The sequence below is a fragment of the Nocardia sp. NPDC059236 genome (assembly GCF_042754085.1).
Lineage (GTDB): Bacteria > Actinomycetota > Actinomycetes > Mycobacteriales > Mycobacteriaceae > Nocardia.
The window spans coordinates 407,856-421,538 of the sequence record NZ_JBHZAF010000004.1 but is presented as its reverse complement, the minus strand read 5'-3'; the positions used below and the strand labels follow the sequence as shown (position 1 = coordinate 421,538).

11 protein-coding genes are annotated in these 13,683 nt (G+C 69.4%); 4 read left to right on the top strand and 7 right to left on the bottom strand.

Annotated elements, in window-relative coordinates; all coding sequences use genetic code 11:
• The first annotated feature begins 14 nt into the window (after positions 1 to 14).
• Both ACFXIV_RS14070 and ACFXIV_RS14065 read left to right on the top strand, forming a co-directional pair.
• On the top strand, positions 15 to 662 hold the full coding sequence (locus tag ACFXIV_RS14070) for an HAD family hydrolase (RefSeq protein WP_379399307.1): 648 nt from the start codon (positions 15 to 17) through the stop codon (positions 660 to 662).
• 116 nt (positions 663 to 778) lie between these two features.
• A complete protein-coding gene (locus ACFXIV_RS14065) occupies positions 779 to 1,543 on the top strand; it encodes an SDR family NAD(P)-dependent oxidoreductase (RefSeq protein ID WP_379399308.1) in 765 nt (254 codons plus the stop codon).
• A 442-nt stretch (positions 1,544 to 1,985) separates the two neighbouring features.
• Here the strand turns inward: ACFXIV_RS14065 and ACFXIV_RS14060 are convergent, their stop codons facing one another.
• The 7 genes from ACFXIV_RS14060 to ACFXIV_RS14030 all read right to left on the bottom strand — a co-directional run bounded on the left by ACFXIV_RS14060 (position 1,986) and on the right by ACFXIV_RS14030 (position 12,250).
• Complete coding sequence (locus tag ACFXIV_RS14060; protein ID WP_379399309.1) at positions 1,986 to 4,127, bottom strand: Hsp70 family protein; 2,142 nt, start codon at positions 4,125 to 4,127, stop codon at positions 1,986 to 1,988.
• A gap of 690 nt (positions 4,128 to 4,817) precedes the next feature.
• On the bottom strand, positions 4,818 to 6,401 hold the full coding sequence (locus tag ACFXIV_RS14055) for an FAD-dependent oxidoreductase (RefSeq protein WP_379399310.1): 1,584 nt from the start codon (positions 6,399 to 6,401) through the stop codon (positions 4,818 to 4,820).
• 16 nt (positions 6,402 to 6,417) lie between these two features.
• Entirely contained in the window at positions 6,418 to 7,422 is a 1,005-nt protein-coding gene (locus ACFXIV_RS14050) for a diiron oxygenase (protein ID WP_379399311.1), read from the bottom strand.
• Between the two features lie 157 nt (positions 7,423 to 7,579).
• Complete coding sequence (locus ACFXIV_RS14045) at positions 7,580 to 8,602, bottom strand: Hsp70 family protein (RefSeq protein ID WP_379399312.1); 1,023 nt, start codon at positions 8,600 to 8,602, stop codon at positions 7,580 to 7,582.
• A gap of 343 nt (positions 8,603 to 8,945) precedes the next feature.
• Positions 8,946 to 10,733, bottom strand: coding sequence for an N-acetylmuramoyl-L-alanine amidase (locus ACFXIV_RS14040; RefSeq protein WP_379399313.1), 1,788 nt, complete (start codon positions 10,731 to 10,733; stop codon positions 8,946 to 8,948).
• Positions 10,734 to 11,099: 366 nt separating this feature from the next.
• Complete coding sequence (locus ACFXIV_RS14035; protein ID WP_379399314.1) at positions 11,100 to 11,561, bottom strand: ubiquinol-cytochrome c reductase iron-sulfur subunit; 462 nt, start codon at positions 11,559 to 11,561, stop codon at positions 11,100 to 11,102.
• A gap of 131 nt (positions 11,562 to 11,692) precedes the next feature.
• Positions 11,693 to 12,250, bottom strand: coding sequence for a sigma-70 family RNA polymerase sigma factor (locus ACFXIV_RS14030; RefSeq protein ID WP_379399315.1), 558 nt, complete (start codon positions 12,248 to 12,250; stop codon positions 11,693 to 11,695).
• Positions 12,251 to 12,434: 184 nt separating this feature from the next.
• On the opposite strand from ACFXIV_RS14030, the gene ACFXIV_RS14025 reads away from it, so the two are divergent.
• Entirely contained in the window at positions 12,435 to 12,815 is a 381-nt protein-coding gene (locus ACFXIV_RS14025) for a hypothetical protein (RefSeq protein WP_379399316.1), read from the top strand.
• 73 nt (positions 12,816 to 12,888) lie between these two features.
• Positions 12,889 to 13,638: an SDR family oxidoreductase gene (locus ACFXIV_RS14020; protein ID WP_379399317.1), complete on the top strand. Its 750-nt coding sequence runs from the start codon at positions 12,889 to 12,891 to the stop codon at positions 13,636 to 13,638.
• Positions 13,639 to 13,683: the final 45 nt, after the last annotated feature.

Below are 13,683 nucleotides of genomic sequence, written 5' to 3'. Positions count from 1 at the left end.
GATACGCTGGGCGAATGATCAAGGCTGCGGTATTCGATGTGGGCGAGACGCTGATCGACGAGACGCGCATCTGGTGCCGATGGGCCGATCGGCTCGGCGTGCCGCGCTTCGCGTTCCTGGGCGTGATCGGTGGCATGGCGGCCACCGGGCGGCCGCTCACCGACGCCTTCGAATTGGTGCGGCCGGGCATCGATATCGAGGCCGAGCAGGTCGCGTGGGCCGCCGAGGAGCCGGAAAGCCTGCGCAACAACTTCGACGCCGACGACCTGTACCCGGATGTGCGGCGGGCGCTGGGCGAGCTGCGGGCGCGCGGCATCAGCGTGATCATCGCGGGAAACCAACCGCCGCAGGCGAAATCGGCACTGGAGCGGATGGAGCTGCCGGTGGACGCGGTGTACACCTCGGCCGAATGGGCGCTGGAGAAGCCGGATCCCGAGTTCTTCGCGCGGGTCGCGGAGGTGGCGGGGGTCATGCCCGGCGAGATCTGCTACGTCGGGGATCGGGTCGACAATGACGTGCTGCCGGTCCTGGCGGCGGGCATGATGCCGGTGCTCATCCGGCGCGGGCCCTGGGGTTACCTGACCGCCGAGCAGCCCGGCGCCGCGCGGGCGACGGTCGTCGACGGACTCGACGAGCTGCCGGATCTCCTCACACGGGCCTGATTCCCGTTAAATGACACATCAAGTGTGACGGCGGTTTTCCGCCAGCGGCCGCTCCTCTCGCGGCGTTGACTATGACATGTCAACGAAATCAGCTCTACCGCAAGGGGAATGCAGTCATGACGGATGCTCGATTCGAATCCAAGGTCGTTCTGATCACCGGCGCCACCTCGGGAGTCGGTGCGGCCGTGGCGCGGCGGATCGCCGCCGAGGGCGGGGCCGTGGTACTCGGGGCACGCGGCAAGGACGCCGGTGACCGGATGGCGGAGGAGATCCGGGCCGCGGGCGGACGCGCGCTGTTCGTGCCCACCGACGTCACCGTCGAAGCCGACGTGGAACGGCTGACCGGGGCCGCCATCACCGAATTCGGCCGCCTGGACGCGGCTTTCAACAATGCGGGCGCGGTCAATGCCTTCGGTCCGGTGCAGGACATCGACGAGACCGGGTGGCGCGCGGATCTGGAACTCAACCTGACGGCCGTCTATTACGGCCTGCGCCACCAGGTTCCGGCGCTCGCGGCCGGCGGTGGCGGCGCGATCCTCAACAATGCCTCCAACCTCGGCGTCGTCGGCATGGCGCAGGTCGCGCCCTATGTCGCCGCCAAACACGGTGTGGTGGGCCTGACCCGGGCCGTCGCCATGGAAGCGGCCGACCAATCCATCCGGGTCAACGCCCTGGTCTCCGGCGCGGTCGACACCCCCGCCTTCCGCGCCTCCATGGGCGCCACCCCGGAGGGCGAGGCCGCCATCGCCGCCCTGCACCCCCTCGGCCGCATCGCCCGGCCCGCGGAAATCGCCGCCTTCTGCGCCTACCTGCTCAGCGACGAGGCGAGCTTCATCACGGGCGCGGCTCTCGCCATCGACGGCGGCTTCACCGCCCGCTGACCCGCGACTGGCCCACCACCGCGCCCGGGCACAGGAAACGCGAGGTGGGCCGGTCACTTTCGACGATGGGGACGCGGACGTTGCAGGTCCGCCACTCCCCCATCGCCGGTCCGTACGGGCGAGCTGCCGCTCGCCCGAGCCCGGGGACGAGGTGGGGCGGGTTGGTCAGTCCCGCCGGCCACCTACGTCACCGTGGGGAGCGGGCCGATGGTGGGACGCCACCGCCCGATCTCCCCCGCAACCCCCACCGGCGTGCGGGAGAACACGCCCGATGGGGGATTCGCCGAAAAACCTTCGCCCACAACGAATCGAGCCCATCTCAGGTCCGGCGCCCGAACGATGCAGGCGCCCACCGAAGATCAGTGCGGCCAGGAGCGTCGCGGCGGGATCCGCGGTGCGGCCGAACGACCCCGGCCGACTGGATGCACAGTGCCGCAGGGGATCAGTGGTGACCACCGCCGCCACCTCCGCCCCTGCCGCCGCCACCCATACCGCCACCCATACCGCCGCCGCCCATACCGCCGTGGCTGCCGCCGGGGCTGCCTATGCCGCCGCCGTGGCTGCCGCCGGGTGAGGAGCCGCCGGGGCTGCCTATGCCGCCGCCGAGGCCGCCGCCCTTAGGAGAACCGCCGCCGGAGGCGTTGCCGCCGGTGTTGGCGCCGCCGGTATGGGTGCCGCCGCCGGTCGAGCCACCAGGGGTCGAGCCTCCGGGAGAGATTGCGCCCGCGCCGGTTCCGCCAGGCTCCAAGCCACCGGGCTTCGAGCCACCGGGCCTCGAGCCGCCGGGGTTGGAACCACCCGGGTTCGAGCCACCAGGGTTGGAACCGCCCGGAGAACTGCCCGTGTTGGCTCCCGCCGGGTCGCCGCTTGCCCCGCCCGGAGTGCTGCCGCCACCGCCTGCTGGGGTACCGCTGCCGGGGGTCGAGGTGCCGGGATTGCCGCCGGTCTTGGTTCCGCCGGTGGAGGTGCCCGGGGCAGAACCGCCAGGGTTCGAACCGCCCGCGGTTCCGGCCCCGGGTGTTCCACCTGGGGTACCGGGTTGGGTTCCGCCCGAAGTACTTCCGGGAGTTGTGCCACCAGGCTGGCCTGCGCCGGGCTGACCGGTACCAGGCTGACCCGCGCCGGGCTGACCGGTACCACGCTGACCCGCGCCGGGCTGACCGGTACCGGTCAGGCCCGTGCCGGGTTGGGTTCCGGGTTGCGTTGCGCCGGGGAGGGTGCCGGGGACGCTGACCTTGGGGACCTGGCCGGAGTACGAGCCGACGGTCCAGCCGCCGAGGGCGGAGTTCTGGAACGGGAGGGGGTTGGTGAACTGCGCCGGGTTGCCGTAGGTGCTGACCGTGCCTGTGACAGAGCGGGTTTCGCAGTGGGTGCCGCCGCCGGTGGAATCGACGGGGTGGCCGGCGACCCACGTGGGGGTGACGGTCGGGGCCAGCGGGGAGTAGGCGCGGACGGCTGCCACGGTGGCGATGGCGTGGGTGCCGGTGCCGGGCAGCGCGCCGGCATCGTCGAGGACGATGACATCGTGGGTACCGAGGGGCGCGGTCCCGGCGGACGGGTCGGCGGGTTCGGGGGCGGCCTGGAGTCCAGGCGGTCCGGCAACGGGCCCGCCGAGTACGGTGGCGGCGGACATGGCGAGCGCGGAAGCCACTGCGGCGCCGGAGATCACGGCGGCGCGGGGGGCGTATCGGGCGATGGCGGAGCCGGTGTCCGCGCTGTGAAAGGCCGCGATGGACGCACCCACCGCCACGGTATTGGCCGGATCGGGCGACATGACGACCGGGCGGCCCAGGTCCGACAGCACGCGGGCCACCTCGGCGGGGCGGGCCGCACCGCCGATCAGCAGGACCCGGTCGATCTCCTCCATGTGCAGCCCGGCCCTGTGCACGACCGAACGCACCAACCGTAGCGAATTGCGAATGTGCCAGCTGCGCAGGCGATTCGTGTCGGAGGCGGGCACCACGGCCGAGACCGGCTGCGTCGAGCCGGGCGCAATGCTGCGCGCGTAGCGGGCCAGCAGGGTGCCCAGCGGCCGTCCGCCATAGTCGTGCGAGCGCTCGGCCCGCCCGAGGATGCCGCGTTCGTCGCGATCCGACTCGGTGCGCACGACCGCGACGTCCAGGGCGTTTCCGCCGAGATCGTAGACCAGGGTGAGCCCGGATTCGGAGATGCCGTATTCCTCGTCGAGCCATTCCACCGCCGCCACCGGCTCGGGCATGAGCATGACGTCGGCGGCGCCGGACCAGTCCAGTGCCCGCCGCAATCGCGTGACGTGTTTGTCCGAATAGCAAGCGGGATAGGTGGTTACGGCGGGAGCCTCGGGGGCGTTGGTCTCGATGAGCCCGTTCACCACGGCCGCCACCAGGTCCGCCGGGGACCAGATGCGACCGCCGATGACCACCGGGTCCGGCTCGCTGGTGAGATCGGCGAAGTCGGTGACCACCGGGACGAAGTGGGGAATGCCCCCGATCTGCGGGCCGCCGGCGCTGTCGAAGGTGACGGCGGTCCGGCGAACGCGCACCGCGGGCCGGTTCCGATCACCGGCCGTGGTCGCCCAGACGGAGTTCACTGTGCCGATGCTCATGCCAAAGCCAACTGTCATTGCTATCCCGTCAACGCACCGAGACCACGGCCCACGGGCGTACCAACCATGTGGTCGCGGTCGTTTTCCAAACAGCGCGTTCAGGTTAGCTGGCGATTGCGGTACTCGAATATCGGATTGGGAGAAAAGATTTCGCGTCCAGTAGCGAAGATAGCGAATCTACTGGTCACAGAATCGTCCGAACAAGATCGAATCCAACTGCACGATGAAAGCAACCGAACAGTCTTTCTCAATAGCTACAACTCAGCGAACAAATAATTCATACCGACCGGTAGGCGAAGAGTGTCCGAAAAATCAGACCGCAGTGTCAGTACGGGGGTGTGGACTTCCGATCACTGGTCGGTAGCTGCCCCGGATTACCCCACGCGAGCCGCTTTACCGTCCGTGATTCGCAATGAAATCTTCTCTACTACCGCAGATGTCGCAGCGAGCAAACACAGCATTACAACTCGCACAACAACATCGGTACAGTGCCTCCGCTCCACCCACGAAAATTCGCAGCCGGAGCGCGACCGGATACGTTGCCCAGCACAAAAAGTCATTACCGTTAATACGAGAAGCCCACCGAGGCAGGGGAAGACCGGCCACAAAAGGGACGAAACGGCGAAAGCCGCCGCACGCGCAGGGGGTTGGCGTGCGACGGCCTTCATGGGCGGCGCTGACCGGGGTGGGTCAGCGGCGCACCATCAGGGAAAGCTTGCGACGGGGGCGGTTGACCGCGCCGCCACGGATGGCGTGCGGTTGACGCTCACCGACCAGTCGGTCGAAATCGCCTGCGCTGTGCGCCGGTTGCGCCAGGCGGCCGGCATTGAAGTCGTCCACCAGCTGACGCACGGTCTGCTGCGCGCAGGACTTGTTGGTGCCGATGAACCCCGTCGGACCGCGCTTGATCCAGCCGGTGGCATAGGCACCCGGCACCACCGAGCCGCCGGACTCCTCGAGCACCCGGCCGTCCAGATTCGGGATGACCCCGGCCCGCTCGTCGAACGGTACGCCCGGCAGGGCCACACCCCGGTAGCCCACCGAGGTCAGCACCAGTCCGGCGTCGAGGGTCTCGATCTCCCCGGTCGGGACCGCGTGCACCGCACCGTCATCGCCGGTGACGAGCTCGTTGCGCACCACCTCGACCCCGGTCACCCGGTCCACGCCCGCGATCGCGACCGGCGCCGACAGGTACCGGAAGACGATACGCTTGCGACCGCCCACGGGCCGATCCGCCAAGCCGCGCAACAGCTTCAGCTTGTGCTCGACCTTCTGCGACATGCCCTCGACGATCTCGGGAATCTCACCCTCGACCACGATGTCGACATCCGCGCCCAGCAGGCCCACGAATTCCGGCACGGTGAAGGCGGATTCGGCCGGACCGCGCCGCCCGAGGATCACCACCTCCTCGATATTGCTGCGCCGCAGGGCGTTCAGCGCCCGCTGCGAGACATCGGTGCCGGCCAGCAGTTCCGGATCGGCGGTGAGAATCCGCGCGACGTCCAGCGCCACATTGCCGTTGCCCACGATCACCGCGCGCCGGTGCGACAGGTCGAAGAACCGGCCCGCCTGATCCGGGTGCCCGTTGTACCAGGCCACGAAGTCGGTGGCGGAGGTACTGCCCGGCAGCCCCTCCCCCGGAATCCCGAGCTTGCGGTCCGAGGACGCACCGACCGCGTAGATCACCGCGTGGTGGTGCGCCAGCAGCTCCTCGTGCGAGACATGCTGTCCCACATTCACATTCAGGTAGGACCCGAAGCCCGGCTGCGCCGAGATCACGTCGAAGAGGTCCCCGACCTTGCGAGTCTTGGTGTGATCGGGCGCGACACCGAAGCGGGCCAGGCCGTAGGGCGTGGTCACCTTGTCGAACACGGTCACGGAAACACCGGGCTGCGTGAGCAGTTCGTCGGCCGCGTACATGGCCGCGGGCCCGGAGCCGATGACCGCCACCCGCAGCGGCTCCCGCCCGGGCTTGACCTCCGCGGCCGGAATCGGCTGCGCCAGCAGCGGCCGCGGCCGCTCCTGCCGGTAGAAGTCGGCATTGATCTCGATGAACGGCAGCTGCTCGGAAGCCAGCTTCTTCGACGACGTGATGGCGTCCACCGGGCACGCAGTGGCGCACGCCCCGCAGTCCACGCAGGCCTGCGGGTCGACGTAGAGCATTTCCGCGGTCAGGAAGTCCGGCTCGTCCGGGGTCGGATGGATGCAGTTGACCGGGCAGGCGTAGACGCAGGACGCGTCGCTGCAACAGGATTGGGTGACAACGTACGGCACTGTACGTCCCCCTCCCCTACGCGGCCTTGCCGGAGCGGATCGGCTCCGAGCGGTAGCGCGAGGCCGGGCCGTCGACGCCGAGCAGCTTCCAGACCCGCTTGGAGATCGGGTTCATCAGGCCGATCTCGTGGGCCAGCGCGCGCACGTCGATGAAGTAGTCGCTGAAGACCTGCTTGGCCTCCTTGGAGCCGTAGAACAGCTCCTTGCGCACCTGCTCCGGAATGTCGAACTCCTGGAAGAACTTCTTCGGCGGGGTCGCGATGGAGCGGCCCAGGATGAACATGACGATCGGCATGGCGATCGAGAGGATGAAGCGGTTGGCCGCGTTCTGCTCCGGCACGTGATGCTTGAGGAACTCGTGCGCGAAGGAGATGTGGCGCGCCTCCTCGGCGACGTGAATGCTCATGACGCCGCGCATGATCGGGTGCACCTCCTCACCCGAGCGCAGGATCTGCTTCTGGATGTGGTCGATCGGCTCCTCGCCGGCGAGCACGGCCATGAAGAACAGGTTGGGGAACGCGATGGCGACCGGCACGCCGAACAGGCGCAGCTGCCGGACGAGCGGGCCCATGCCCGGGACGTCCGCGCCGATGCGGTTCACCATCTCCTGGAACATCAGGGTGTGGTTGAGTTCCTCGGCCATCTCGTGGGTGCAGTAGCGGAACTCCGCGTCACCGTTGGGCAGCGAGAAGGTGTGGTTCACCATGCCGCTGATCAGGATGGACTCGAACTGCAGGCCGACCTTGGCGATATTGGCCTGCCGGTACTTGCCTACCTCGATCTGCCGCTCCACCGTGAGCGACTGGTACCAGTCGTGGCGGCCGAGGGGGTCCGCGGACTCCGGCAGGATCCAGCGCTCGGGGCGGGCGTTGGCGTCGAAGTCGGGGTTGTCCCAGTCGATGTCCTCGTAGGGGTCGAAGTGCTTGTTCACCGACCCTTCCGAGAGCAGCAGCAGCTTGTTGGCGTACTCCTGAGCTTCGGCAACCACGGGGTCGTCAAGGGGGGTCGTGGTCGGAGACATCGTCGTCACCTCTCCAGTCAGTGGCGTTATGTGTATCCCATAGTTACACCAAACAGGAGGGGCGTCAACAGCCCGTTCGCAAGATGCTTGCACGAGTTAGCGCCGATTAGCACGCGAGGCCGCGGCGAACCGGCGAGTAGCAGGACAAATGATCACTTCAGAGCGCTGCCACCCTGGTGACGCGCCGGAACAGACCCGTCAGTGAACGAGGCCGATGGCTCCCCGAACCCTGGGCGATCAGCGCCTGCCGGGCCGCGATGGCAGCGCCATCGGCGATCGTGCGCTCCGGATCGGAGGCCACCATCACCGGACGCGCCAGCTCCTTGGCGAGCACCTGCGCCACCTCCGGCGGCCGCGCCGCGCCGCCGACCACCAGGATCCGATCCACATCGGCCATGGTGACGTCCGCGATGCGCAGGCACCGGTAGACCAGCGCCAGCGAACGGCGAATGTGCTCGCTGCGCAACTCGCCCGAATCGGCGTCCGAGAGCCCGCGCGGCACCACCTGGGATCCGGCCGTGCGCCGCAGTGTGCGCGCCACCAGGTCCCCGAAGGCCCGGCCCCCGAATTCGACCGAGTGCAGCGATGATCCGACGATGGGATTGCTCGGCGCGCCCATGCCCACCCGCAGCAGCGTGACATCCAGCCCGGACCCGCCGAGGTCGTAGACCAGCGCCAAACCCGGTGTGAGCGGCCCCCGTTCGGCAGCCAGCCAGGACACGGCGGCGATCGGCTCGGCCACCAGGGTGGCCCGGGTGAGGCCGACGCCGTCGAGGGCGGTGCGCAACTCGGCCACCAGGGCGGCGGGGTATCCGGCCGGATGGGTCACCGCGATTCCCGTGTCACCGGCGCCCAGCGGCCCCGCCGGCGCCTGCCCCAGCACCTCCGCCACCACGCTGCAGGCCACCGTCGCCACCAGATCCGCGGCCGACAGCGCCCGATGCCCGACCCGCGCGACCGGAGCCCCCCGCTGGGTGAGGTCCGCGAATTCGGTGATGACCCGCCCGTGCCGGGGAATGCGGCCGACCCGAGCGGTGCCCGAACTGTCGAAGGTGAGGGTGGTGCGCCAGGTGGCCGGAGGCGCACCCCGACGGCCGTGCGGAAGCTTTCCGGATCGATCCGCCGCCGTGGAACAGACCGTATTCACCGTGCCGATACTCAAACCCACACCGAGCGCCATCATCCACCTCGATCGATGAGTCGATTACGCCGGCCGTCCGACCCGACCCGAATTCATGCAACTCCTGCGCCGGATGCTTGCCAACCACCGGACACGAGGTTGTCCGCTCGTGCGCCGGTGAGCTGCCACGACCACGCTGTCCAGGCAGTCGATGGCGAGCTACCCCCGCGCGCGCTCGGATCGCGGAATGTTTGCCCCAATGTCGGCTGTTCGCCCGATACGGCACACCGGATGCCGAGCGGTTCGAATGGGGTCGATGTGGACGAAAATCGCCCCCGCTCCGGAGGATTCGGAGCGGGGGCGATTCGTACCGCACTGATGATTCATACCGCACTGATACGGACTACTTGGTGGCCGTGCTCAGCAACGTGCTGGTCAGCACCGACACGAGGCTGTAGGCCAGGTTGACCGCGTCGGAAGCGAGACCGGAATCGCCCGTGAGCATCTTGGCGAGCGGGCCGAGGAACTTGACGGCCAGCTGCACCAGCGAACTCACGGAAATCCCGTCCAGCCGAGTGGTTTTGGAATTCTTGTCGGTCGCCGGGGCCTGCGCACCCGGAACCTGGGCAGCCGGGGCCTGCGCACCCGGAGCCTGCGCACCCGGGGCCTGCACGCCCGGGGTCGACTGCGTACCCGGGACGGCCGGCGTGGCCGGAGTCCCCTGACCGCCCGTAGTGCCCGGCGATTGTCGTTGCGGCGCAAGCTGATCCGCGATCGGCCGCGCGACGGGCTTGGTCTGCGCCGGCGGTGCGGGCTGCGCCGCCTGCGGCTGGGCGCCGGTCTGCGGCGGCGTGCCCGGCTGCGGCGCGGCCTGCGGCTGGGTACCCGGCGTCTGCGACTGCTGCCAGGTCTTCAGGAACTGATCGGCGAGCTGCTGGGCGACCTGCAGACTGCCCTCGAGCGCCGCTTCACCCGGCTGCTGCGCAGGAGCCGGATTCTGTGGCGCCGGAGCCGGATTCAGTTGCAACGGTGCAGGCGCCGCCGCATACCCGGGAAGCTGCGCCGGGAACGTCGACGCCTGCCCCTGCTGAGCAGGCGTCGGCTCCGGTTGCGCCGGGGTCTGTCCCGCCTGGGCCGGCGCCGCCGGAACAGCGGCCTGGGGCGCCTGAGCCGGCACCACGGCCGGCTGCGCCTGCGGAACCGCCGCCTGCGGTGTCTGCGCCGCAGCAGGATTCTGTTGTGCCGCAGCCGGATTCGGCTCCACAGGAGCGCCGGCCTGCGGCGCCGGCGCCGGGACGGGGGCCCGCGCGGGCTGCGGCTGCGGCTCGGCGGGCTGTGCCGGAACCTGTTGTCCCGGTTGCGTTCCCGGCTCGGACGCCGGCCCGGCGTCGGCGGGCACCGGCACGCCTAGCAGGTAGGACGCGATCCCGGTGGTGATGGTGACGGCGTGCTTGAGCTGTCCCTCGGGGGATTCCAGCTGCTGCGCGTCCTCGGCATTGGCGCCGTTACCCATTTCGAGGAATACGTCCGGCACGGTGGTCAGCGCGGGCCCGGCGATGTCGGAGCGGGTCTGAAGTCCGTCGACCGCCCCGTTGTAGGTGGCGACCTGATACCCGCTCTGCACGTAGGTATCTCGCATCGCCTTGCTGGCGGTCAGCCCGGCGCCGCCCTGCACCTCGTTGACCTTGGCGTCGGCGACGGGCAACGCCGGCACGATGAGGTGGAAGCCGTGCCCGTCGGCAGGACCGCTGTCGGCGTGGATGCTGAGGGCGATATCGGCGCCGGAGGCATTGGCGGCCTTGGCCCGATCGTCGATGCAGCCACCCCAGCCGGTGTCGTCGGGGCGACTCATGACCACGTGCGCGCCCAGGCCCTCGAGCGAGGTGCGCACCAGCTGCGCGACATTCCAGTTGATGGTGTGCTCGGCAATGCCGTGCAGGCTGGTCATACCGGTGGTCTGGCACGCCTTGGTGCCACCGCGACCATCGCTGACCTGCTTGTTCTCATCCTGAGTGTGATTGTCGCCCTGATGGCCCGGGTCCAGGAAGATGGTCTTCCCGGCGAGCTTCTGGGGCAGCTCCGGCAGCGCGGGCGCGGCCAGGGCGGCGACCGGGACGATCCCGGCCACGGTGGTGATCGCCGCGGCGGTGACGGCGGTGCAGATTCCGGCCTTAGTGATGCTTGGCTTCATAAGCGGACGGCGCTCGGGGCGGAGCGCCCCTCCCTTCCCACTAGTAACACCAGACCCAGCTGTTCACTCTGGCAACACCAGTTACTTTCTGGCAAGCTTCGTGATGGAACCGTTACCAGTGGTCAGACGTCCGAAAATCACCATCCTGGGCGCAACCGGCCGCAATGGGCAAAAGACCACTGCGCCCACTATCCCGCACTTCGCAGCCCCCACCCGGGCGACGCGCCCGGACGGAATCCGCCCCCGCAGCTCGAGGCGTGCGGGGGCGGTCAGGTCGGTGCTGAGAGCAGGTAGCTCGACACGCCCGGAGCCGAGCTCGGGGCGGCTCGACGCTCTCCCTGGCGTCGAGCTCGATGACGGGTGAGATCAGGCCGAGACGATCTGATCCCCGTCGACGCGGATGGCCCTGGGGTCCAACGCGCGCGGCGCGGGACCGCCGGCGACCGTGCCGTCCAGGTTGAATGTGCTGCCGTGGCACGGGCACTTGATCAGGCCGCCCTCGACGGCATTCACCTTGCAGCCCAGGTGGGTACAGGTGGACGAGAACCCGTCGAAGGTGCCGGCGACGGGCTGGGTGATCACGGTGTCACCGCTGATGATGCCGCCGCCGACCGGAACGTCGCTGGTACTGGCCAGAACATTGCCCTGTTTCTTGGCGGCGGCCGGGTCGTTCTTGGCGGGGGCCGGATTGGGTGCCGCCGAGGCCGATTTGTCGGAGGTGCTGCTGCAACCGGCCACGGTGAGCGCGGTCGCGGCGACCGCGGTGGTGGCCAGGGCGGTCCGGCGGTCCATGCGGAACCCGCCGGGGGCCGGGGTGGTGTCGGTCATCGGTAACTCCTCGCTCGGGGCCGAGCCGATGTGGATCGGCCGCTGCTTGTTCGACGTGTGGAGGGGTCTGTGGGTTCACCCATCCGCGACATGCCTGCGGCCGCCCGGAAACTACCCCCTCCCGCGTCGGGTCACGCGCTGATCGGCAATCGGCGCAGCGAGCGCAGGGCGTAGTGCACCCGAGTCTTGACGGTGCCGACCGGTATGCCCAGGTCGGCGGCCACATCCTGGTAGGCGCGATCCCGCAGGATCACCTGCACAATGGCGTCGCGCTGCGGCGGCGGCAGCTGGTCCAGCAGGTCGGCGACCAGCAGCCCGTCGGTCAGCGCCTCGGTGAAGTCGGGGCGGGGGCAGCGGTTCTCGGCCTGCTCCCCGATCTGGTCCCAGCTGGTGTCGCCGGGGCGGGCGGCCCGGAAGCGGGCGGTATCGATGAGCACATTGCGTTCGATGGTGAGCAGCCAGGTGCGCACGCTGCCCCGATCCGGGTCGTAGCTGGCGCAGGCGCGCCACGCCCGCAGCAGGGTCTCCTGCACGGCGTGTTCGGCGAGGCCCGGGTCGCCGAGGCGGCTGATGGCCCGCCAGTGCAACAGGCCGCGGTCGGCGGCCAGGACGGCCGCCAGGCCCGCGTCGGTGCACAGCCGAGCGCAGTGGTCGGCGCATCCGGTGCTGACCGGGCGAAGACTTCCCATGCTTGAATATCGTCGCGGGAGCCGAAAGAGCATCGCTCGAGTTTGTGAATTCTCCGAAACCTCCCGATTTCCCGAAAACAGACCGCAATCTCTGATAGACCCTCCCCCGGGAGATGCGGGGATCTCTCCCGACGCCGCACGCCGGGAACCGTGCGGTGCAGTGAGCTGCTCAGGGAGGAACACCGTGCGTGCAGGCGCGCTCATGGTCGCGGGAGCATTCGCTTCCGCGCTGACAATGGCCGCAACCGGAATTGCGGCCGCCGAACCGGCCACCGATATCACGGTGGACGGGACGTATCTGGTCAATGTGGATATCAAGCCGGGCACGTATATCGGCGACGGGACGCCGGATCCGGGCGCCGGCGCGTGCTTCTGGCGGCGGCTGTGGAAGGTCCAGCAGCCGGGCGACTACCCGGACCCGAACTACTACATCATCGCCAGCGACTTCACCCGGACGAAGCCGATCACGGTGGAGATCAAGGCGACCGATGTGGGGTTCTCGACCGAGAACTGCGGGACCTGGCATCTGCAGCCCGCGCGGCCCAGTACGGGCTCGTTCGGGTGACCACGGTTCGGAAGGGGTTTCGGGGGCTTGTCCGAGACCCCTTCCGAGCGCATCCCACGGCTAGGGTGGCCGCATGACCAGGTGGAAGATTCTCATCACCGGCGCCAGCTCCGGATTGGGCGCGGGTATGGCCCGCGAATTCGCGCGTCGGGGACGGGATCTGGCGCTGTGCGCGCGACGGGTCTCGAACCTCGAGCAGCTGCGCGACGAACTGGTGGCCGCGCACCCGGGGATCACGGTCGCGGTGCGCGCGCTGGACGTCGATGATCACGCCGCTGTCCCGAAGGTCTTCGACGAGCTGCGCGCCGAGCTCGGCGGGCTGGACCGGATCATCGTCAATGCCGGGATCGGCAAGGGCGCGCGCATCGGCACCGGCCGCGCCGACGCCAATCTCGCCACCGCCACCACCAACTTCGTGAGCGCGCTGGCCCAGGCCGAGGCGGCCATGAGCATCTTCCGCGAGCAGCGGGCCGGGCACCTGGTGCTCATCTCGTCGATGAGCGCGGTGCGCGGGCTGCCGGGCAAGAAGGCGGCGTACGCGGCCAGCAAGGCGGGCGTGACGGCGCTGGGCGAGGGGCTGGCCATCGAGCTGCGCGGGACCCCGATCCGGGTGACCACGGTGCAGCCGGGTTTCATCGCCACCGATATGGCGGCCAAGGCCGGGGACGCGAAACTGGTTGTGCCGCTGGACAAGGGCGTGAATTCCATGGTGGCCGCCATCGAGCGGGAGGCGGTGCGCGCGTCCGTGCCCGAATGGCCCTGGCGGGTGCTGGGATTGGTGATGCCGCTGCTGCCGCGCGCGATCATGGCGCGGATGGGCTAGGACCGCGGGCAATCGGCGCGAAGACTGTCGCATGATCGAATCGCA